Genomic DNA, 23040 nt, shown 5'->3' on the forward strand with positions numbered 1-23040 from the left:
CCCAGCCAGATCCGGTATCGCCGATTGTCGCTATCCGCACCCTTGTGAGCGGCGATCTGCGCACCTGCACACACTTCGAACGGATTCAACAAGGCTCTCCCCGCAGCCCTACCGGACAGTGAGCGCCTGACCTTCGCTGACCCCTCATCATGGCAATGGACGCCATTCATGCACTGGCACGCGCCATTGCACTCAGCAGCCAACATCCTCGCCAGCTCACGCTTCATGGCCTACATGAAGCGTGGGTGGTCGAGCGCTTCGAAGGCACCGAATCGGTCTGCGGCGACAACCGCCTGCAGATCGACTGCCTGGCGACTGACGCCTTCCTCGACCTCGCACCCTGGCTGGAACAGCCGCTGACCCTGCAGCTGCGCCAGGCCGACGGCGCGCTGCGGCAGTGGCATGGCCTGTGCACCGAGGCCGCGCAGCTGGGCAGCGATGGCGGCCTGGCCCGCTATCGCCTGATCCTCGAACCCTGGACCGCCCTGCTGCGCCTGCGCCGCAATGCGGTGATCTTCCAGGATCAGGACACCCGGGCGATCTGCGAGCAGATCTTCGGCGACTACCCGCAGGCGGTGTTCCGCTTCGACGTGCAGGCCGAACTGCCCGTGCGTGCGATCACCACCCAGTACCGCGAAACCGACTGGGCCTTCGTCACCCGGCTGCTGGCCGAAGCCGGCCTGGCCTGGCGCATCGAGCAGGCGCAGGGCGATGAGGCCGCACACACCCTGGTGGTGTTCGAGCCGGGCGCGGAGCTGCCGGACAGCGGCACGTTCCGCTTCCACCGTGCCGACATGGCCGAGGCCAGCGACGGCATCACCGCCTTCGCCGAGCGCCAGCAGCTGGTGCCCAACGCCAGCACCGTGGCCAGCTGGCACAGCGAGCAGGTCAACGCCGTGGCCGCGCAGTCCAGCGCCGATGCCGGCACCCTGCCCGCACTGGAGGTCTACGTGCAGCCACGCGCCGGCCGTTTCGCCCAGCCCGGTTGGGCCGACGCCGAGGCGCAGGCGCGGCTGGATGCGCTGCGCGTGGGCCAGGTGCTCTACAGCGGCAGCGGCAGCGAGCGCCAGCTCGGTGCAGGCGCCACCTTTGCCCTGTCCCAGCACCCGCAGCATGCCGGCCAGACCTTCCAGCTGCTGGCCGTGCAGCACGTGGCGGTGAACAACCTGGACCAGGGCATCGCCGAACTGCTGGGCAACACCGCGCTGGAACGCGGTGCCTACCGCAACAGTTTCATCGCCACCGGCGCCAGCGTGCCGCTGCGCGCCCTGCCGCTGGACCGCCCCACCCTGCACGGCCCGCAGACCGCGCGCGTGGTGGGCGTGGCCGATGCCGCGCTCAGCCCCAACCGCGAACACCAGGTGCGCATCCAGTTCGGCTGGCAGCGCGGCAGCAAGCCCAACCCGGGCGGCCTGAACGACACCGGCAGCGCGCAGCCCGGCCATGCCCCCGGCGACCACACCAGCGGCAGCTGGGTGTCGGTGGCCGAATGGGTGGCCGGCCCCAACTGGGGCACTGCCTTCCTGCCGCGCGTGGGCGCCGAGGTGCTGGTGGAATTCCTGCACGGGGACATCGACCAGCCGCGCATCACCGGCCAGCTGTACAACGGCGAAGTCGCCCCGCCCTTCGGCGGCGGCATTGACGAGAACGCCCGCCATCCCGGCGTGCTCAGCGGCCTGCACACCCAGGCCCATGACGGCAGCGGCACCCAGCAGTGGGTGATCGACGACACGCCCGGCCAGCTGCGCACGCGCCTGCACAGCTCGCTGGCCGACAGCCGGCTGGAGCTGGGCTACCTCATCGCCCACCAGGACACCGCCCGCGGCGCCCTGCGCGGCGAAGGCTTCGAGCTGGCCACCCAGGGCTGGGGCAACGTGCACGCCGGCGAAGGCCTGCTGCTGTCGGCCAGCCTGCAGCAGCGCGCCGGCTCCACGGTGATGGACAACGCCAGCGTGGTGTCGCAGCTGAAGGGTGCCGAGCGCAGCCTGGAACAGATGCAGCAGACGCTGGGCCAGCAGCAGGTGCCCGGCCTGGCCGAGTTCGAGCGGACCAAGCAGCTGCGCGAGCAGATCGATCCGCAGGCGCAGGGCCGCTACAGCGGCGACGTGAACGGGCAGAACGCGATGAAGCCCGGCAGCGATGACCGCAGCCCCGGCGAGCAGCCGGTGGAACGGCTGGGCAAACCGCTGCTGCTGGCCGAAGCCCCGCACCATGTGGCCTGGACTACCCCGGCCAGCGCCGTGGCCTATGCCGGGCAGAACCTGCAGATGACCGTACAGCAGGACCTGCACGTCAGCGCCGGCGAGACCATCGCCACCGTGTCCGGCGAGCATGTTTCGCTGTTCGCGCAGAGCGGCCCGCTGCGGGTGATTGCCGCGCAGGGGCCGGTCAGCCTGCAGGCCAACGACGGCGAGCTGGAGCTGCTGAGCGACCAGGCATTGACCATCACTGCCACCGACGACCGCATCGACGTGCTGGCGCAGACCAAGGTGGTGCTGCAGGCCGGCAGCAGCGCGATCACGCTGGAAGGCGGGAACATCACGTTCAGCTGCCCGGGCGAGTTCAAGGTCAAGGCGGGCGAGCATGCGTTCTTGGGGGGCGAGTTCAATCATGCTGGCATCGCTCCGTTGCCGAGGCAGCTTGCGCCACGGTTGAAATATCGCAGGAAGCTGCGTGTGGTGGATGCGCAGCAAAGGGCCCGACCCAGCACGTACTACAAGATTGTCACCGCTGACGGTGAAGTGTTGGCCCAGGGCGTTACCGATGACAGCGGGCGCAGTATTACCGCCGCGACTGAGAGGCCGACTGGCGTGACGGCCTACATCGGCCGGGGTCGCTGGCGCATCGAAGAATCCCTGATGGACGAAGACGACGACTGCGGTTGCTGATACCAGCCCGCTTACCCATACCCTTACTTACGCAGGGCCCACCTTGAAAACGCACACGCACCGGACGTCGCACGGAATCACCGAACTGAGATTCTCCACATCATTGGGGACGCCCGTAGAGGGTTTGAGCTATCGCCTGCGCGACGCCCGCGGGCGAACCCGAGCGGGCGTCACCGGTGCTGATGGAGAGGCTACCCGCCTGCTATCCCGCCGCGCCGCATCAGCCCTCGAGACAGAGGGCACGTGGTTGCTTGAAGGTCCCGCGATACTCTCATTGGACGTGCAGCGCGACGACGGCTCGTGGGTTCTGATCGGCAGCTTCCAACATGAAGAAAACGCTCACAAGAGCGTGCGCGTGATCGCACCCGCCGTTGCAATACCGCTGCAGATGGACCCTATCTGACAAGACACAGGACTACGTCGAATGAACCGACCAATCGGTGCGCTACAAGTCCCCTTTCACACCGAAGTTGACGGAGACGGCGTCACGATGAGCGTGTGCCGGTTGGATCAAGTGTACTACGCGAAGATCAAGTTGCAGATGAAGAATGGTGGCAAAACCGTTCCCGCCTCCATCCTGCCTTATGTGATTGTGCATGCCACAACTGAAACTCCCGATACTTGGAGAGTTGCACCACATCCGCCCGAGATTGCTCAGCGCACCCCTGGCAGTGGCACCATTCTTATCAGAGTAGAGGGGGCCGGCCGCTACCGCTTGTACATCAAAGAGCCGACCGAAGACTTCCCTGAAAACGCGTTGTTTGAGATACAGCAGCACATGTTGGCTGACGGAGGGCAAAGCGGACGCGAAGTTCAACCTTTAGTAGAGCTTGACGTCAATCAGAATTCAGACTGCACCCTGTCCATACGGGCGTTGAACACCAACGGCCTTCTTCGTACAAGAGGAACTGGGCCTGACAGCATTCCGAATGACCAGGACTTCTTAAAGTTCACTGATGCTCACTCAAGCCAGGAACTGCAGAGCGCCCTTGACCTCGGAAATCACCTCATATCGTTCCAACTGTGGGCCGATGCCTCACGCACCTATGGGACCCAGCACCCGATAGTGCAAGGAAGCGCTTATCGGGAAGCATTAACTGACCTCTACAGTGAGGGATTGAATGTCGGCAGCGGTACTGGTGACATTGCACACAGCCGCTTCCTGACCTTCGGTGGACGAGAAGTGGAGTTCAACCATCAGTCGACTACTGGCGGACGAGGCAGACTCTCCTTCCTCGCAGACAATGGACAACCCAATAACCGCATGATGGCGGACGAATCATTGCGTCGCACGCATCCAGCTACGATGGAATTTCTGCTTAAGATGATGGACGACCTGGACATAACGTATGCACGGGTCACTGGAGCTTGGCGTCCACACGTCGGCTCGACAAGACACCGCTATGCGTCGGCGATAGATCTCACACACGCCAAGAAAACCGTGATGGACGAGAACAACCAACCGCAGCTCGTTTCGATTCACTTCCACAGTGAGGATTCGGCACAGTCCAATCCGCTAAGCGATGGCAGGCGCGAGTCACCGGAGCGCACGCGAATGCGCGAGTTCTCTTACAGAGTTCATCAGTACATAGCCAATGCGCGAGCGCAAGGGGGAGCTGGTTGGCTGGGCGGGCCATGGGCACTGACTTATGGTGAGCTCGGCGTTGGAGCAGCAGATCGGCCCCGCGATCTCGCCATTCGCACTGATGCGACCCATGTGCATCACCTTCATATCAGTGTAGGAAACGACCAACCATGACGCCCATCGGAATGGTTTTTCTCGCAGCCGCCGCTGGCCTTCATTTGGATTTCGAGAGGCTGCCTGGCAGTGCAATCGGCCCAATCAACTGCCCGGAGCCACCCGCTACCATCCGTACTATGGAAGGCCGCATCTATGAGTGCCGACCGGAGGAGGGACAGGATCCTTACGTCGACGTCACTCCACCGGACGAAAAGTCCCACTGGATGCTCCCGTTCGGCTCGGCAGATCTGCCTCCTCGTGGCACTGGCAGTTACCACCCTGTAGAGGATTGGCCGTTCCGAGCAATCATCTCGCGTGACAATCCTGCAGCGCATCACGTGGAGTACTACTACGTCTTCGATCAGCAAGGGATCGTGGTCGATTCCAATGCGCCTGATGCAATTGGTGATCGAATGACGGAAGTGCGGATCTCTGGCGTCCGACTGTGGCCCACCGCGAAGATCTACTACCGAATGCGACTTCCCACCGCTGGCGAGGCTATGGAACCGCGCAGGTCCACAGAGCGAATCGGTGCAGCTGCAGGCTTCGCAATGATCCTGAGTGGGGGAAGGCTGTGCCCTGTGCTGGATGAAAGCTACGTCAGCGAATGGGCACACCTCGATGATTCGACTTATCCCGCAGGAAAGTTCGTGAATGGACACTGTGGAGACTCATACAGGATCCCATCACGATTCCCCGACGACGACATTCACAATCCGCACTACTACGCCTACCCGGGCTTCAAGGCCGGCGGCCTCGATCTTCGTTGGAGTTTCCAACGCCATGATGAACCTCGGCGCCCGGTTCTCAATAGAAAGGGGGAGTGTGTGGCCCTCTGCGCGCAACCGGATGAGGCCGAACACCCACAGGAGGAATGAAGGCTGCGCCAACCAATTACAGATCGAGCTGGCAGTGCTGTTCGGCTTTCGATGGCTGTATGAGAGCAGCTTGTCTTTTCTCATGCCCGGCTGGCTTAACTGTAATAGCTGGAAGCTTCATCACATTCACATCAGGCTGGGATACATCGAATCATGAAAATGATGCTGCTTCATTCCCTCGTATCTGCAGGCGCAATCCAAGCACCGGTTGAGGATCTTCCTGCAGCAATCGGCGAAAACTGCCCACAGCCACCCGCAACCGTCAGCTTCCTTGGAGGTCGCCTGTATCAGTGCGAACCAGAAGAAGGCGAGGATGCATACAAGGACGTCACCCCTCCAGACGACAGCGCGCATTGGAGCTTGAACTTCGGGAGCATCGAACAGCCTCCCCGTGGGACCAGCAACTTCCGTTGGGCTGATGCTTGGCCTTTTCGATCCATCGTCATCATGAGTCTGCCGGCGCGCCAGAGCAGGGATGCGTACTACATTTTTGATCACAACGGCACCGTAATCGACTCCAGCAAGGAAGAAGCAATCGGCGAAAGAATGGCGGAGATGACCATCTCAGGGTTGCGCGTTTGGCCCACTGCCAATGTGTACTACCGGATGCCTACCGGCAAGAATGGCGACGCAGGAACGGACCGTGATCCCATGCAAAGGGTTAACGATCCGTCGTACTTTGCACTGATAGTCGATCAGGCCATGCTCTGCCCAATCCTCAGAGAGTCCGAGCTTGTGAACTGGCCGCGCGACCGGCGCTCTGGCGACAACACTGGGACGTACATCAATGGCCACTGCGGCGATGCGGAAAGCCGCTCTTTCAGCTTCCCAGGGATCGAGCATGACCCACAGACGTATTACATGTATCCGGGATTTCCAATCAGCAAGCTCGAGCTTTTTTGGACCTTCCAACGCCATGACGAGCCAGAACGTCCGGTGCGGGACCGAGAAGGGAAGTGCGTTGCGCTGTGCGGCAGCGATGAGTCGAATCGCTAGAACGCATTCAAGGTTTGTGTGCCGTTGAACTGCAGGAATCGACATTACCCATGAAGTACGCTCTGTTTTCCTTGCTACTCCTGTCAACGGCGGCCTCTGACGCGCCCGCAGGTGAGTTGAAGAGCCCTCCGCGACGCATCGAGTGTCCTGGCACGCCCGCCATCACCTTCGTCAATCGCGATGGGCAAATGCTCCATTGCGTACGGGATGGAGATGAGCCCTATCGACATATCCCTTTCCCGGACGACCGTTCGATCTGGCGACTACCTCTTGGTATGGATCATCCCATCGAGCCCGGCATGCTCAGCTACAGCCCTGCTGCGGAATGGCCATTCAGATCCATTGTCATCGCAGACGATCCCACTGCCATGGACCGCGAGTATTACTACCTGTTTGACCGTACTGGCGTTATCACCCACTCCAGTGACGCCGCTGCTGTAGGTGAGCAGATGATGGAAATTCGACTCGAGCAAGCGCGGCTATGGCCTTGGGCTTCGGTCTACTACCGAACCCCACGCACGGCAGTACTGCGAAGGTCACGATCGTTCAACGCCGTGGCGCGCATCGATCAGACATCGCGCTACTCCCTCGTCGTAGATGGAGGCTTGCTCTGTCCTGTGCTGCATAGCCGCCTGTATTCAGACTGGGAGGATCCGCGAACTCCGCCGTCCTTGGGGGCAGCCTATCTCAACGGTCACTGTGCGAGCGCCTTCCGCACAGATTCCCAGATTTCGCCGGACGCGCAGGGGCAATGGCTCGCCTATCCGGGATCTTCGATCAATGGCCTCAACATGATCTGGAGTGTGCAGCGCCATGACTCACCCGAGCGACCGATCTTGGGCCGAGATGGAACGTGTCTGGCGCAGTGCGACTTCGACAAGGGCGAATAGCGATCGACTGAGCGCTCATGAACATGATCCTCCTCCCGCCTTTTTGCAGCTTGGTACTTGAGTGGCTCTGACCATGAACCTGCCCATGCCCGACTGGAAGGAATGGAATCGTTGGAAGATTCCCGAGTCCGCGTTCGACACCCGACGCGAGCCCTACCTGCGCCATGAGATGTACGCCACGCTCTTTGCCGACGAACTGGGCGGTATAGCGATGGTGACCACGGATCTGCCCAGGTTCGCAGATCGAGCGCGCAAGGGAGGAATGATGACGTCCACCCGCCGACGCCTGTGGCGCACCTTGGACTGGATGAGTCTGCAGTACTCCGCCGGTGCGCCCGTCCAGCAGTTGGCAGACGTCTGGCAATATGCCTTGGAATGGGCCGAAGAGTACGGGCGCATCGATGCAGCCTACGACGAGTCACCGGAGAACACCTCCGGAAGACGGGTTCCGCACGCTCCGCTCGTGTCACCGAGTTACTGGATCGTCGCGCTCCGCTTGGTCTGTTTCGGCCTGCTGACTGGCAACGCCGAGAAGATGCCACGCGTGATGGCATTCCTGGACTACGTCAACGCCGAACTGGATATCCACGATGGTCTGCTGGAGCGACTGGTGGCCCAGTGGGCACCCGGTCGGCCTATCCCAGACAAAGCCACCCGCCATTTGCCGTACCGGCGTCTGTTCAAGGTGTTTTCCGCCGAGCCTGCGCAGCGGCCCGCGCTGATGATCGACTATCTGGACAACTGGTACCACCACAGCCGCCGCGAGCCCTACATCGACCAGCACGAAGGCAGTGGTGTCATGTTCTACGGCTACTGGTCCTGGGAGGCTGCGGCCACCACAGTGGTTCTGGGCATTGACGACGCCAGCTACCGCGACATGCCGTTCTATCCCAAGGATCTGGTCGACTTTGCGCGGGAGTGCGCAGCACCGCAGCCGCAACGACCTTCGCGGGTTCCCGCGGGGCAACTCTGCCCGCAATCGGGATGGTGGTACAGCCCCGCCCAAGGCATGAGGCACTTGTTCGAGGAAGGTGATGTGCTTCCCGACGTCAACGGCGACTGGGGTGACACCTTCTGGATCTGGGCCGCAGATCAGACGCCCCCGGCGCTAGGCTGAATCACCACAACAAGCATCGCTACTTAAAGCATCGCTGGCGTTCGCGATCCAGGCATAGGGAGATAACGCCTCCATCTTCGGCGCCGAATCAGTAATGGATGACTAGGGCGGGCCGTCCAATGCATTGGTCCAATGTCCATATGACCGCAGCATCATCACCGTGGTGGGACCCAACCACAATCTGCACGATCGGGCGCGTGCTCCTGCTGTTGGCCGGTGTGGCAAAGGCGCAGCCAGCCACCAGATCGCTACTGAATTCATCCTGCCCAACTCGTTGTTGTTGAAATGAGAACGCTCATGACCCTGCCCATGCCCGACTGGAAGCACTGGAACCACTGGAAGATCTCCGAGACCGCGTTCGACGCGCGGCGTGAGCCGTATCTGCGCCACGAAATGTACGCATCCCGTTTTGCTGACAAGCTGGGGGGGATTGCGATGGTGACCACGGATCTACCCAAGTACGCAGATCGGGCGCGCAAGGGGGGAATGATGATGTCTACGCAGCAACGTCTGTGGAGCACGCTTGATTGGATGAGTCTGCAATACTCGGCCGGTGCGCCGGTCCAGCAGCTGGCCGACATCTGGCCGTATGCCTTGGAATGGGCCGAAGAGTATGGCCGCTTTGATGCAGCCTACGATGAGTCACCGGAGAATACCTCCGGGCGGCGCGTTCCGCATGTTGGACTGGTAGATGAGGAGTTCTGGATCGTCGCCCTGCGCCTGGTCTGCTTCGGCCTGTTGACTGGCAACGCCGAGAAGATGCCACGCGTGATGGCATTCCTGGACTACGTCAACGCCGAGCTGGGCATTCACGATGGTCTGCTGGAGCGACTGGTGGCCCAGTGGGCACCCGGTCGGCCTATCCCAGACAAAGCCACCCGCCATCTGCCGTACCGGCGCCTGTTCAAGGTGTTTGCCGCCGAGCCTGCGCAGCGGCCCGCGCTGATGGTCGACTATCTGGACAACTGGTACCACCACAGCCGCCGCGAGCCTTACATCGACCAGCACGAAGGCAGTGGTGTCATGTTCTACGGCTACTGGTCATGGGAGGCTGCCGCGACCACGATGGTGCTCGGCATTGATGATTCAAGCTACCGCGAAATGCCGTTCTATCCCAGGGATCTGGCCGATTTCGCCCGGCAGTGCACACCGGCGCCAATAGCTGGATGACCGCCGATCGTCGGTACAGCTACGCCGCGTAAATACCGCCGGGCATGGCCCGGCGCTACCCATTCCTTCATCACCAGGCGTGGCTTGGCGCTACCGCTTTACAGCTGGATGCGCGCCACGCTCTCTTCCGAGCCCTTGGCATCCTTCTCGCCGTTCTTGATGCTCACGAACAACACGTTGTTCTTTGCATCCAGCGCCAGGCTGTTCGGGTGCGTCGGCACCGCATAGCTGGCCACCTTCTTGTAGCTGGCGCTGTCATAGGCGGTCACCGTGCCACCTTCGCGGTTGGTCACGTACAGGCGCTTGCGCGGTGCATCCAGCAGGATGCCCAGCGGGCCGGCATCGGTCGGGAGGCTGGCCAGTTCCTTGCCGGTGCTGCGGTCGAGCACCAGCACGCGCTGGCCCGGGTGCTTGCTGACGAAGCCCTCGCTGCTCTTGGTCACATAGTCGCGGATCATCGCCGAGCCTTGGTCGGTCACGAACAGGCGCTTGCCGTCCGGGTCCAGCGCGATGTTCATCGGCTGCTCGGCGGCGATCTTGTGCTGGGCCACCACCTTCTTCGAATCGGTACCCACCACCACCAGGTCGGCCAGCAGGTTGCTGGTGTAGACGCGCTTGTTGGCGGCATCCAGCGCCAGGCCCGGCGCCTTCGCCTTGCCCAGGCCCGGGATGGTGTCGATCAGCTTCAGCGTGGTGGTGTCCACCACGAACAGCACGCTGCCCTCACCGGAATGGCCGGTGACGTACAGGCGGTTGGCGGCGCTGTCGACCACCAGCTCGCGCAGGTCATGGGTGTAGCCGGCCTTGCCGTCCTTGCCCACCTTCTTTTCCATCAGCTGCACGGTGCCGATGGCCTTGTTCTGCGCGGTGTCGACCACGGTCACCGAGGTGTCAACGGTGTTGCCCACATACAGGCGGTTGTGGGCGTCATCCAGCACCACGCCGAAGCCCTTGCGCTCCAGCGGGATGCGGGCCTGCACGGCCAGCGTGGCCGGGTCCAGGCGCAGCACCTGGGACGGGCCGGCGTTGTCGCCGAAGCCGCCGGACGAGGCCACGAACACGGCGTTCTGGGTGGGGCTGTAGGCCAGCTCGTAGAGGCCCTGGGCGATGGCCTGGCGCTGCACGGCGGTGCTGGCGGCGGGTGCTGCGGTCGCGTTGTCGGCAAATGCGGCCGGGGCGCCGACGCTGAGCGAGATGGCAACGGCCAGAGCGGCCGAGCGGAAAGCGGAATGACGGGTCATGCGAGCATCCTTGAAAGGGCACGGGAGGGTGTCCTGGCTCGCTGGGCCGTTCTGCGACGGCCCGCCCTGCAACTGTCTGCGCAGGGTGGGCTGGCTGGGTAGCGGGGGAATGGTAGCAGGTGGGGGGCGTGGAGGGGCGTGCCAGATGCCAGCGGGTGCCTGCGGCCTGAGCGGGTGAACCGTGGCGCACAGCCCGCGCCGCCCGCTGCAAACCCATCGCTAACAATTTGCCGGTGACGGTCGATCTTGTTCCTGAAGCTGCGCCCCTGCACAGCTCGGCACGAAATCGCCCTCTTAACTCTTGAAAGGACGCGCCATGACGGATGAACCGCAATCTTCACCCAACCCCACTCCGAACTCCGATGCAGCACCCCGTCTCTGGACTCAACAGCTCGCTGAAGCATTTTCGTGGGCCGAGAAGCATCCAGTAAAGCTCACCGCAGCGTCCATTGCACTGCCCAGCGTCAGCCTGTCTTGTTACCTTCAATCCGAGCACGTTCCACTCAGTGTTCTCTCATCGGATGTCATTTCAGGTTTGCCGTCGCTGCTGGTCATGATCTGCGTGATCACGCTGGCGCTGTTTGCTTTTGCACTCATGCCACTCATGGTGATGTTCGAGGAAGCACAGACGGCAAGCGATGGCAGCTTAAATGTGCTGAAGCTCTCGGAGAATATGGTCGCCAACATCGCCAAGTGGATCCTGAGGCTCATGCTACCTGGAGCGATACTTGCGATCTCAGTCATGCTACTGGCGGCCCATCCTGGCAACGACAAATGGGGTATTCCGCTTGCCATTATCCTGGCAGGCGGCGTGTTCACTGTCTTCGCCTTCTGGCGGGACCCCGACCGCAAGATTCGCCATTGGGTTGAGCGAACCTGGTCTTCCATTGCCTCAAACCTGATTCAAATGATGCTGGCGCTGTTCGTCATGAAGGGCGTGCTGGAACGGTCAACCCACATCGAGAGCGCCTTTTGGATCTTTCTGGTGCTTCTGCTCTCAATGGGAGTGATGGCGCTGGTACAAGTTGTGTTGCTCCGGCTGATCGAAGCAGGCAGCAAGGACGGTAAAATTGTCGAAAGAGCCTTCCGTGCAAGTTTGATCATAATTGCCGTCGTCTGCATCTTCCCGCCAACCGGAGGCTGGTTGGCCGGGCGGGTAGTTTCCAACAGCGCGTCAGGCGGTATGAATTGCCTGCGCCTGGTGATCACTGGCGACAAGTCAGATTTCGGCAGCTTCATTGACCCTGGTGACAAGTCCCAGCAGATCACGAAGGAGCTGAGGATGCGCGCGGCCACCTCCTCGCGGTACTACGTTCGGCTGAAGGGCGAATCGAATGGCATTGGCACCATTCCAAGCGACCGGGTTTCGAAGTTCGTCGAGTGCGCGCCGAAAAGCACAGCGGCCAAAGCCTCCCCTGCCCCAGCTGCGCCGGGAGCCCCACAAAGCTGACCTTCAACCAGAATCACGCGACGCAGCCTGTCGCAGCGCTCCGCACAATGAACACCGACGGATCGACACGGGGCACGGATGCCCCAGCTACCCACCCACGAAAGGAATTCCATGTTCAAGATCATTGGTGCAACGGTGGTTTATGGCTTCGCCCTGTATGGGCTGGGCCGCTGGCTGGTGGAACAGCAGCACGTTGGCGTAGATGACTGAGGCCCGGCTGACCATGTGGGGCCGAGCACAGAAGTTGACGTATCACTGCAAGGACTGCGGCTGGAAGCGCGTCACGCCGCCCACCGGCGATGTCCGCATCGAGGGGCTTACCTGGTTCCGCAGCTGCCCCGAGTGCCGCTCGACCGCACTGGAGTGCGGCAATGCAAACGCGCTGGACACCCTCTGGCAGGGGCTGCCCGAGGCATGGCGCAGGGCACGACGTCTGGAGTAGTTCCCCCGCCACGATCGCCCCGCATAATGGTGGCGATAACAGGGGGAAAAATGGATTCGACTACTCTGAAGGAAGCGCATCGCCTTGTCCGCGATGCGCAGCCGGATTCCACGCGCGTGCGCCTGCACCGCGCCATCAGTTGGCTCAACCGCGCTGAACAGGAAGACCAGGATACGGATGCCCGTTTCCTGTTTCTGTGGATTGCGCTCAACGCAGCCTATGCCCAGGAATTCGGCTTCGAGAACGCCGAGCGCGAACAGCTGCGCAGGTTCTTCGAGGCACTGCTGGCACATGACCGGCAAGGCAGCCTGCAGGACATCCTGTTCAAGCAGTTTCCCGAGCCCATCCGCACGCTTATTGGAAACCGCTTCGTGTACGCACGCTTCTGGAAGGCGCTGCGCGAGCACGACAGCAGCAACCGCTGGGCGGAGCGCTTCGCCACGGACCAGCGCTCGGCGCTGCAGGCCGTCGTTGAGCGGCGCACCGAGGTCGTGCTCTCCATCGTGCTGGACCGCCTGTATGTGCTGCGCAACCAGCTGGTGCATGGCGGGGCCACCTGGGACAGCCAGGCCAACCGCGCACAGCTGCGCGACGGTGCCGCCATCCTGGGCCAACTGGTGCCGGCCATCCTGCAGTTGATGCTGCAGGATGGGGCGCCGGAGCTGGGCGAGGTGGCCTACCCGATGCTGCCGGGGTAACCGGCAGCCGTCGCACATGCTTCAGCTGTACCGATGGGCTGCTGCGTTCACCTGGTCCGCAATCTCGGCGCGCAGCTCAGCCGGCTCCAGCACTTCAACCCGGCTGCCGAAGCCCAGAAGCCACCAGCGCAGCGTCTGGTCATCCTCAACCGTCGCTGTGAGCTCGACATCAGCGCCTCCCTCGTCACCGGTAATCTGCTGGTCGGCCGACAACGGCGTATCCCGGAGATGCGCCGCGGCTTCGGCGGCAAAGCGGGCCTTCAGCTTCAGCGGACCGGCGGGCCGGTACTTGGGGCCCTCGTGGGCCACATAGTCCTGCAGATTGAATCCCTCTGGCCGCTGGCAGTCTTCCGCCGTCACGGACAGGTCGCTGAGGCGGTGCAACGCCAGCTTGCGGATGTCACCATAGTCGCGAAGGGTACAGATCAGGTACTGCGCCGCACCGCGCATGACCAGGCCCAGCGGATGGATCTTCATCCGCTTGGCCTCGCCTGCCGCCCGAGACTGGTACGCGCCTTCCAGGCATCGCCCCAGGCCGAGCGCGGAATGCACGGCTTCCAGTACCGCCGGCTCAACCAGCGGCGCAATCAACGGCATGCCCGACGGCATGATCGCCGTGCGCCGGTGCCAGTCGTGCCAACCGCTCGTGGCCAGCTCGCGCTCTGCCATGTCGAACAGCGGCCAGAGATCGGCCATGGCCAGGCGAGGCAGCAGATTGCGCAGATGCATGCGCGCCGACAGCAGCGTCACTGCCTGCGAGGTCGTCAGGCGTGCACCAAAGGCGAAGTTGGCATCACGTGCCCAGCTCCATCCATAGGGGCGGCTTGATTCGTCCGATGCCAGCGGAAAGCGTTCGGAGAGCTCCTTCAGGTCACGCTCGATGGTGCGGCTGGTGGTGGTGAATCCCTCCACTGCCAACCGCTCCCTCAGCTCCCGCACCGTGATCTTCCACGGTGCGGGCCGGATCATCCGCAGCATCTCCCACTGGCGCGCGAGCGCGTCATGGGTGGCCGTGCTCATCCCGCACGCAGCCGCTTGTACTCGGCCTTCAGCACGTCCGCCTGCTGGTGCCAGCCGTCGAAGCGAACCTTCTTCGTCGACATGTCCTCCAGCGCAGCCTTCAGCGAGGCCAGCATATCCTGAAGCTCGCGCAGATCCGGGAAGTAGGTACGGACGAACTGACTATCGCTGCCAACCCCATCAAGCTCATCGTTCAGCGACTTGCGCTGGGCCTCCAGCGTTGCCACGAACTCTTCCACGCCGGCCTTGAACTTCTTTTCCTTCTCGATCTTCTGGTAGGAATCCCACACTTCCATCGCGATGCCCAGGCCTGCGAGCGCGCCATTCACGCCGCCGGCCAGCTTGTGCGCGCCCCACGGTGCGAACTTGAGGTTCTTGCTCAGATCGAAGCCGACCATCTTGCCCGCCGACACGACACCGTCGCGCATCATCAGGATGGACTTGTTGTTCACCAGCTTGGCGTCCAGCAGGTACTTGACGCCCTGCTGGCCCATGGACGAGACCACCGTGTTGAAGTGATTGATCTCGTCCACGAAGCTGCCCTGCACGGCCTCCAGGTTGAGCTTGGCGGTGCGCAGCGACTTGGCGTATTCCTCCTGCAGGCGCATGCGGATGATGATGCCTTCCGCCCCGACTTCACGCTCGAAGAAGGTCGGCCAGGTCTGCATGTCCGCGCCTCGCGCCTGCAGGATCAGATCGGCGAAGTACTGCCCCAGGAAACGCCGGATCTGGCCCTTCGCATCCTCCGCCTGCTGCGTGGCGAGAGTCACCTGCCCGGACAGGTCCTGGACAGTGTCGGTCATGCGCTCCAGTTCCGCGCTGATCAGCACCCCGCGCTCGACGGCGATCGGGAGGTGCTTGTTCAGCACGTCGGCAATGATGGCGGTACGCGTGTCGGCCACCAGCCGCTCGGTGCCACCACTGGACTGGATGCGGTCCACGGTTGCCTGCTGCAGCGAGGGGATGCGCGAAAGCTTGCGGTGCTCGTCCTGGTTCGCCAGCCAGTAGTCGATGCCCTGGTCATACGGGTTGGCCGAGACGGCGACGATGCTCAGCGCTTCAGCCTCTGCCGGCGAGAGCCCGATCAGCTCCACCAGGCGCTGGCGCACGGCGCTCCGCTTCACTTCCAGCAGGCGCTGGTACTCGTCCTCGTCCTCAAGGTCGGCCACCGCGTCGAAGCGGCTGAGCACGAACACCGTCCGGGACAGCAGCGCCAGGTCGCGGAACAGCCAGGTCAGCTCCGTCTTGTGGCTCTCCTTGATCGGGTTGGTCGGGTCCATCACGTACAGCACGAGATTCGCTTCGCTCACGTACTTGCGGGTGAGTTCCTTGTAGGTCTCACCGTCGATCTCGCGCTCGCCGAACAGCCCCGGGGTGTCCACCAGCAGCAGATCGTCGCCCACCGGGTACTCCAGCACGTGGTCGGTCGACTCCGCCTGCGAGATCTTCATGCCCTGGCGGTCCAGCCGGTTCATCCACGCAGCGGCGATGGACGTCTTGCCTTCCGAGAACCCGCCCACCAGCGCCACCTTCAGCCGTTCGCCGGTCACCGCGCCAATGGCGGATTCGAGCTTGTGCTCGAATGCATCGTCCATCGTCACGCCAAAATCGGCGCCGGCCTTCAGGAACTCAAGCAGCTCCCGCAACATCCCTGCAGCGCGTTCCTGCTGCGCTTTGAATCGTTCAAGCGTGTTATCCATGGTGATGCCCCCTCAGGCCAGTGTGGTATCGATCCGGGCGCTCAGCGCGTCCAGTCGTGTGGTGGAAAGCCGCAGCACGGCGGCCTTTGCCTTGATGTCCTTCTGCGGAAGCGCCAGGCGCTCCTTGGCCTCGGTGCAGGCGGTTTCGAGCGCTTCCATCACCGCGCGCTCGCTCTTCTCCAGGTCGTCCTTCAGCGAGGCTCGGGCCTTCTCGAGGTTCTCGTCCACCGCCTTGCGCTGCTGGGCCTTCTTGTAGTCTTCGCTCAGGAAGCCGATCGCCGCCTTGACCACACTGATCACGACGCCAAGCGCGCCCAGCGTGAGGAATACCCAGCCTGCCGGTCCGCCGAGCAGCAGTAACACGCCGCTGACAGCGGAAGCGGCGAGTCCTATGACGCTGATGCCGTTATCAATCTTCAGATCCAGCGAGAAGCCCGAATCCTGCACGCCGCGCTTCTGCTTGTTTGCAAGCTCACCCAGGTCCTTCAGGTGCTTCTGGAAGCGCTCGGTGGTCTTGGCAATCGAGTCCTGGAACGTTGCCATCGACTTGCGCGACGCCTTGGCCAGCTGCTCCTGCAGAGCCGTCGCATTGCGGGTCATGCTCGCCTGCAGGCGTTCCTTCAGCGCATCGTTGGAAAGGCCATCATTGATCTGCCCGTAAACCTCTTGGCGCACGCTCGTCTCAAACGTCCGCAGCGCATCAGAGGCGTCACTGCGAAGGCTTGAACGCAGGCGCGTTGCGGCCATGTCCACCTGTCCCTGTGCGGCCTTGGTCTCGGTGACCACCTTGCGCGCGTGCGTTTCCAGGCTGGTAGCGTGAAGATCCAGCTCTTCCACCACGGTGCGCAGCGACTGGTTCGCCTTGAACACGTTGGCCTGGCGGATCTTGCGTGGCGCATCCACCGCCATGCTGGCAAGGTGGCTTGCCATTGCGGCAAAGCCGGTCTTGTCCAGCAGCTCGCCAGCCTCGAACTCGGCAAGGAACTTCGCCCGCGCCCCGCGCCGGTCCTGCGCAGCGTCGGCCAGTGCCTCCGGCGGCGGCAGGCGGTCTGCAAGGGCCAGGAAGGCCGGATAGGCACTGACCGGCAGTACGCCCTTGTAGTTGCCCGCCAGCGCTTCGCGCAGGCCCGTGTCCAGATCGGCGATGCCATCGGCATCGGTGGCAAACAGGCCTGCCGGCTTTCGCAGCGGCATCGCGGCGGTCACGCGCTTGTTGAACACCGCCCAGACCTCGGTCTGCGGCCCCAGGTGGCGCTTGATCTTCTCCAGCGTGCCGTCTTCCTTGTCGCCGTGCTGCGGGCGTGCCGCCTTGCCGGTGACATAGAACACGGCGTGTGCGGTCCGCACAGCACGGTCGATGTGCGCCTTTACGCCGGCTTCGCCGCCTTCGATGCCCGGCACGTCCAGCAGGACGATCGGCGCACCGCCATTGTCGAAGACATAGCGCTGCGTTTCGCGGGTGAAGTCAGGGCGGCCATCGCCGATGATCGCGCCGTCAGCGTGTTCCACCAGCAACGGCAACGAGCGCAGGCGACGCCCCAGCTCATTCTCGGCACTGGCCAGTGCGGCGTCGGCGGCCGCCTTCTCCTTTTCAAGCTGCTGGCGCTCCTGCGCCTGGCGCGTGCGGAGATCATCCAGGCGCGCCTGCAGGGCGGCCGTCGCGGCCGTCTGGGGGTCGCGCTTGAACCTGCCCAGCATCCGCTGCCACCACGTGCGGCTGGCGGTAGCAAGGGCCACGGCCTGCTTCTGCTCGTCCACTTCGCGCTCAAGCGCCTGCAGTTCGCTCTGCGCCTGCGTTTCCAGTTCCGTGCCACGCTGCAAGGCAGCGGCCGCCGAGTCGCTGGCGCGGGTGATCGACCGCCGCGAGGCCTCGATCGATTCCTCGTCCAGCCCGTGCGATGCCATCAGCGCGTCGTAGCGGCCGCGCTGCGCACGCTTCTCCGCTTCGCCCAGATGGATCCGCAGCGATTCGATGATGGTGGACTTGCCCGCATTCGTTTCGCCATACAACGCGACGGTGAAGTCCTTCCAGTCAGCGGCGGCGCGGAGCTCTTCCTGCTTGCCGGCCACACGGGCCTGCATCAGGCTGAGCGCTGCAAGGATCTCGCTCTGCACCGGTTCATCGTCCGCATCGGCAGCCTGCGTCTCCAACGCGTGGATCACATCCCGAACGCCGTTGGTCACATAGCTGTAGATCTGCTCCGGCGACCCGGCATCAAGATCGGCCACCCCCACTGCCCCCACATCACTGGCGCGCATGGTTCACCCACGCTGCTGGCACGTTGCGGTCACTCTGGCTGCTCATGTTTTCCCCTGTTTCTGGTTCGCTGGCTGTACTCAGCCGGGTGGTGTCAAAGGCCCTGTGGGGCGTGTGTCTGAAAGGTCATCCCCGGCGCGCGCGCATTGCCGAAGCAGCACTGGCAAGCGTGGCTTGCAGCTGGCAGGGCGGGGGGGTTATCGAGAGGCTTGCGCCAACGCAGGCACGGGCAGGCATTGCCGACGGGTGCGGGGTAATGGCGTGATGGGCACAACATCCTCGTCGTCTTCTCCTGCATCCATGCATGGCGTAAATCGCGCGAACTGCGTCACAGTTTGTCGCAGCCGAAGCGGAGTATAGGCACAGACCGCCCGGTGTAAACAGGTCACCCACGCACCCGGCCGACACCGCCTTCTTCTGCAGCCCTCAGGGCAGCCGATGGAACAGCGCCAGCCATCCCGCCAACGCCAGAATGGCGACGGCCTGAAACACGGAGCGTCGAATGAAGGTCGTGCCGAACGGCCTCGGTATGGAAGATGGGATCCATACTCCCAAGCGATGCGACATCTGGTGTCGCGTCAATTTCCTGACTCACGTTCTGCACCGCCAATGGCCAGAAGTCTAGCAACGAGGCACTGCTCGGGAATCTACAACGAATCAGAAAATTGCCAGGCCGCGCTGCAAATCACTGTCCCAGAAACGTAGGCTCAAAACGCTAAAGTTTCTGCCGCCGTGGCCGCCCAGCATTGGGTGCCACAACCACATCGGGTCGGAATGATTCTGCCCGCACACACACGAGACGGAAGCCTCAATGTCCCAGTTCTATACCCGCGAGCACTTCGAACTTCTGCAGTCGCTGCACGGCACCAAGCATGACCCTGCCAATCCCAGGCTGCAGCGCGGCTACCAGACGCTGCGCGACGCGTACAACGTGACGCTCGAGTGGGCCACGCAGCTCCAACAGGCCCGGTTCCCCTCCGGCCGGATCAGCATCCGCCGCCGCCCGACCACCCAGGGCAACACCTTCGCCTCCTACAACTGGGCGAAGATCTATCCCGAGCCCGACTCCCCTTCTTCGCTGGCGTACACGGTCGGCCTGAATGGCCACGAGGGCTTTGTCGTCAAGATCGATACGGTGATGCAGCACGACGGGAACCCGGTGCGCGACGCCTATCGAGCACTGCGTGATGCGGGCGACACGCCGCCCTTCGTGGCCGTGCTGCCGATCGAGGAAGGCCTGGCCATGACCCTGGACGAGCTGACCGCATGGAGCATCCAGGCCATCGAGCGCTTCGAGATGAGTTATGACGAGGTGGCCCAGCGCATCGGCCTTTCCGGCCATGTGGAAGCAGACGCGGTACTGAAGCACTTTGACATCAGCGAGGCCTTCCGGAAACAGCGCAGCGGCTGGTCCGCGCAGGAAACCGCACAGTTCTGCCGCCTTGCCCGCCTGGTCCACGAGGCCGACATGGACTGGTGGTTTGCGGGTACGCGCCTGCATCTGCGCTTTGGCCGTAAGAATCCCAACAGCGGGCGCGCCGTGGCCATGGTTGGCGCGGTACGCGGCACGCGCACCTGCCAGGTAACGTGGCGCCCAGAGCTGGAAAGCATTGCGCGGTTCGTAAAAGAGCCCATCACCAAAGAGATGGTCGACCGCATCGAAGCGGCACTGAATGCAGACGAGGAGATTCTCGAGGACCTCGTTCGCACGGATGACGGACGCGGCGGCTTGTGGCCCGCCCAGGTGGGCGACGACCTCGATACGGACGAGGGCGCCCCCGAAACGGCTGCCAGCCACGGCGCGGATCCGCACGCCAGGCCCCGCAAAGCGGTAGCCACCGAGCTGGCCTTCAACCGCATCTATTTCGGCCCGCCCGGCACCGGAAAGACCCATGGCCTTGGCGATGTGCTCAAGGAGTTCTTCACTGCCGACGAAGAGGATGCCTCCTTCGCCGAAGGCCACGCCGAGCGCTTCAGCTTCGTTACCTTCCACCAGTCCTATGGCTACGAAGAGTTCGTGGAAGGCCTGCGCCCGGTCATCGACGCAGGCAACGAACAGGGCAATGTGCGTTACGAGATCCGCCCAGGTGTTTTCAAGCAGCTGTGCGAGCGTGCGCGCCGCTTCCCGGACGAGATGTTCGCCATCGTCATCGACGAGATCAACCGGGGCAACATCAGCAAGATCTTCGGCGAGCTCATCACGCTCATCGAGCTGGACAAGCGCACCGGCAGGGAGGGCTGCCATGCAGTCGTACTGCCCTACTCCCAGGAGTCGTTCTCGGTGCCCGCCAACGTCAGCATCATCGGCACCATGAATACCGCCGACCGATCGCTTGCGCTGCTGGACACGGCCCTGCGCCGCCGGTTCGAGTTCGAGGAAGTGCTGCCCAACACCTCCGATGAGGGCGTGGCCCCCTTGGCGGGCCTGCGGGTCAACACCAAGGGGGCCTGCATCCACATTCCCAACATGCTGTCGGCCATCAACCAGCGTATTGAAGCGCTGTACGATCGCGACCATCTGATCGGCCACTCGTACTTCACCGAGCTGAAGGACTACGAAGATGGCATCGCGCGCATGGCCAAGCTGGGCAAGATCTTCGACAAGCAGATCCTGCCGCTGCTGGAAGAGTACTTCTTCGATGACTGGCAGAAGATCCGCCTCGTGCTGGGCGACAACCAGAAGCCGAGGGATCTGCAGTTCGTGCAGGAATCCAGCGACGAGGATGAATCACTGACGCGCCTCTTCGGCGAAGGATCCGTGGGCGAATCGCACGGCGTTCGCGCCCGCTACACCCGCAATACCCGCGTCCTGCTGGATCCGGAAGCCTACGTCCGCGTCTACGCCTCGCTGCTGGGTCACGCGTAAACGTGGCGGCTTCCCTTACGCTGCACGAGTACGATGTGCTCGTGCCCGCACCGTTGCTGGGCCCTGCGCCCAGCAACGTCCGCGTGGTGTCGCCCGAGCTGTATGCGTGGCTGGAAGCGCAGTCCATCGCGCTGGTGGGTGGCAAGCAGATGCCCTGGGTGCGCCGCAGCCGCCGCGGCGTGCAGGTCACCAGCTACGTGGGCGTCGTGGCCGCGCCTGGCGGCACCCTTATCGAGATCCTCCCCAAGATCGGCCGGGCACGGGCAGCCGGTACCGGGGAAGCGCGCGCCCTCCTGTTGAAGATGCTGCGTTGCCAGCCGCATATCTCGCGCCTGCGGTTCAACAGCGCGCAGCTTGCCGCCGACCGCATGCCGATGCTGGAGGTATTCATCGGTGAGTTCCTGCGGGCGGTGGTTGCGGTCACGCGGGGCGGGCTGAGGAGCACCTATCAGCTACGCGAGGATGATCTGCCTACGCTGCGTGGAAAGCTGCTGGTCTCGCAGCAGCTTCGGCGCAACCTGACACGCGCCGATCGCTTCCACACCGCGCACGACGAGTTCACCGCGGACCGGCCCGAGAATCGCCTGATCCATGCGGCGCTTCGAAAGGTGCTGGGTGTTTCGCGCGATGCGGACCGCCAGCGGTTGGCGCGCGAGCTGGCATTCGCCTTTACCGATGTACCGGTCAGCCAGGACCCGGAGAAGGACTTCCAGCGCGTGCAGCTGGATCGCAACATGCGCAGCTACCGCGATGCACTGGACTGGGCAGGCATGGTGCTGAGGGACTTCACGCCCACCTCGGCCATTGGCGACCAGCAGGCCCCCTCGCTGTTGTTCCCCATGGAAAAGCTGTTTGAGGCGTATGTTGCCCACCATCTGCGCAAGCAGCTGCCCGGCCACTTCCGCCTGCATGCCCAGGCAAAGCGCCACCACCTGGTACGGCATGAAGGCGCCCATTGGTTCCAGTTGCGCCCGGATCTGGTGGTCAGCCGCCAGGGTACCGACGTGCTGGTGATGGATACCAAGTGGAAGCTGCTGGATTCGACGGAGGAAGGCGGGCCGCGCAGGTACGACCTCAGCCAGGGCGATTTCTATCAGCTGCATGCCTACGGCCGCAGCTATCTGGGTGGCCAGGGGGCTGTTGTGCTGATCTACCCGCGTACCGACCACTTTGATCAGCCGTTGCCGGTGTTCGACTTCCCCTCCAGTGAAGGGCTGCAGTTGTGGGTGCTGCCGTTCTGCCTGGAGCGCAGCGAGCTGGTGCTGCCTGAGGGCTGGGCGTGGCCGGGAGGTGGTGGCGGCTGAGGGGGGCCAGGCCATGCCGAACCGGGGCGGGTGAGCCGGGGCCTTGCCCGCAGCTCGCCCCGTCCCAGTCCGTGAGACACCCCCACGTCATCCTCCCCTGCCCCAGGAGGATGACCATGACCAAGATCGACGCAGCGTGGCTGGAAGAGTTTGACGAGGCCCTGCTGGGCCTGTTTGCGGTGGACCACAGCGATGCGGGCATGGATGAGTACCTGCTCAACTGCTACGCGGATCTGGAGCCGCGCGAGGCGGCGATGGCGTTTGGCAACGACTACGATCTGGCCCGCACGCCGTTGCTGTGGCCGATGCCGGGTTTGGCGATGCATAGTTGAGCGGTGTCGCAATTGGCACGTTTCGCGGTTTGGCGCTGCGATGGGGCTGT

At 63.3% G+C, this 23040-nt stretch carries 17 protein-coding genes; 13 read left to right on the top strand and 4 right to left on the bottom strand.

What is annotated here, in order from left to right:
* Positions 1-149 precede the first annotated feature (149 nt).
* The 8 genes from AC3WL7_RS12080 to AC3WL7_RS12115 all read left to right on the top strand — a co-directional run bounded on the left by AC3WL7_RS12080 (position 150) and on the right by AC3WL7_RS12115 (position 9680).
* Entirely contained in the window at positions 150-2888 is a 2739-nt protein-coding gene (locus tag AC3WL7_RS12080) for a type VI secretion system Vgr family protein (RefSeq protein WP_492750400.1), read from the top strand.
* 124 nt (positions 2889-3012) lie between these two features.
* On the top strand, positions 3013-3291 hold the full coding sequence (locus tag AC3WL7_RS12085; protein WP_492750401.1) for a hypothetical protein: 279 nt from the start codon (positions 3013-3015) through the stop codon (positions 3289-3291).
* A 21-nt stretch (positions 3292-3312) separates the two neighbouring features.
* On the top strand, positions 3313-4647 hold the full coding sequence (locus tag AC3WL7_RS12090; protein WP_492750402.1) for a hypothetical protein: 1335 nt from the start codon (positions 3313-3315) through the stop codon (positions 4645-4647).
* Complete coding sequence (locus tag AC3WL7_RS12095; protein WP_492750403.1) at positions 4644-5507, top strand: hypothetical protein; 864 nt, start codon at positions 4644-4646, stop codon at positions 5505-5507. Before AC3WL7_RS12090 ends, AC3WL7_RS12095 begins: the two co-directional genes overlap by 4 nt.
* 153 nt (positions 5508-5660) lie before the next feature.
* Positions 5661-6503, top strand: coding sequence for a hypothetical protein (locus AC3WL7_RS12100; protein WP_492750404.1), 843 nt, complete (start codon positions 5661-5663; stop codon positions 6501-6503).
* Between the two features lie 50 nt (positions 6504-6553).
* On the top strand, positions 6554-7393 hold the full coding sequence (locus AC3WL7_RS12105) for a hypothetical protein (protein WP_492750405.1): 840 nt from the start codon (positions 6554-6556) through the stop codon (positions 7391-7393).
* A gap of 73 nt (positions 7394-7466) precedes the next feature.
* Positions 7467-8510, top strand: coding sequence for a PoNe immunity protein domain-containing protein (locus AC3WL7_RS12110; RefSeq protein ID WP_492750406.1), 1044 nt, complete (start codon positions 7467-7469; stop codon positions 8508-8510).
* 297 nt (positions 8511-8807) lie between these two features.
* On the top strand, positions 8808-9680 hold the full coding sequence (locus tag AC3WL7_RS12115) for a PoNe immunity protein domain-containing protein (RefSeq protein WP_492750407.1): 873 nt from the start codon (positions 8808-8810) through the stop codon (positions 9678-9680).
* A gap of 98 nt (positions 9681-9778) precedes the next feature.
* On the opposite strand, the gene AC3WL7_RS12120 is transcribed toward AC3WL7_RS12115, so the two are convergent.
* Positions 9779-10921 carry a YncE family protein gene (locus tag AC3WL7_RS12120; RefSeq protein WP_108745821.1) on the bottom strand — a complete coding sequence of 381 codons (1143 nt, stop codon included), beginning with the start codon at positions 10919-10921 and terminating at the stop codon, positions 9779-9781.
* Between the two features lie 316 nt (positions 10922-11237).
* Between AC3WL7_RS12120 and AC3WL7_RS12125 the strand changes: the two genes are divergently transcribed.
* Complete coding sequence (locus AC3WL7_RS12125; RefSeq protein WP_492750408.1) at positions 11238-12371, top strand: hypothetical protein; 1134 nt, start codon at positions 11238-11240, stop codon at positions 12369-12371.
* 492 nt (positions 12372-12863) lie between these two features.
* Positions 12864-13511 carry a hypothetical protein gene (locus AC3WL7_RS12130; protein ID WP_492750409.1) on the top strand — a complete coding sequence of 216 codons (648 nt, stop codon included), beginning with the start codon at positions 12864-12866 and terminating at the stop codon, positions 13509-13511.
* Between the two features lie 21 nt (positions 13512-13532).
* Here the strand turns inward: AC3WL7_RS12130 and AC3WL7_RS12135 are convergent, their stop codons facing one another.
* Genes AC3WL7_RS12135 through AC3WL7_RS12145 form a run of 3 tightly spaced genes read right to left on the bottom strand, consistent with a single transcriptional unit; the run spans position 13533 to position 18490 of the window.
* Positions 13533-14531 (bottom strand): helix-turn-helix transcriptional regulator, encoded by a 999-nt coding sequence (locus tag AC3WL7_RS12135; RefSeq protein WP_108758651.1) that lies wholly within the window; start codon positions 14529-14531, stop codon positions 13533-13535.
* The gene (locus AC3WL7_RS12140) at positions 14528-16231 is read right to left on the bottom strand and encodes a LeoA/HP0731 family dynamin-like GTPase (protein WP_492750410.1); all 1704 of its coding nucleotides are present in this window, start codon (positions 16229-16231) and stop codon (positions 14528-14530) included. Before AC3WL7_RS12140 ends, AC3WL7_RS12135 begins: the two co-directional genes overlap by 4 nt.
* A gap of 12 nt (positions 16232-16243) precedes the next feature.
* Complete coding sequence (locus tag AC3WL7_RS12145; protein ID WP_492750411.1) at positions 16244-18490, bottom strand: GTPase family protein; 2247 nt, start codon at positions 18488-18490, stop codon at positions 16244-16246.
* Between the two features lie 809 nt (positions 18491-19299).
* Between AC3WL7_RS12145 and AC3WL7_RS12150 the strand changes: the two genes are divergently transcribed.
* The 3 genes from AC3WL7_RS12150 (at position 19300) to AC3WL7_RS12160 (ending at position 22990) form a co-directional block, all read left to right on the top strand.
* Entirely contained in the window at positions 19300-21354 is a 2055-nt protein-coding gene (locus AC3WL7_RS12150; RefSeq protein WP_492750412.1) for an McrB family protein, read from the top strand.
* 2 nt (positions 21355-21356) lie between these two features.
* Complete coding sequence (locus tag AC3WL7_RS12155; protein ID WP_492750413.1) at positions 21357-22658, top strand: McrC family protein; 1302 nt, start codon at positions 21357-21359, stop codon at positions 22656-22658.
* A 116-nt stretch (positions 22659-22774) separates the two neighbouring features.
* Entirely contained in the window at positions 22775-22990 is a 216-nt protein-coding gene (locus tag AC3WL7_RS12160; RefSeq protein WP_200733685.1) for a hypothetical protein, read from the top strand.
* Positions 22991-23040 lie beyond the last annotated feature (50 nt).

The organism is Stenotrophomonas sp. FW305-3-2-15-E-LB1 (genome assembly GCF_058787375.1).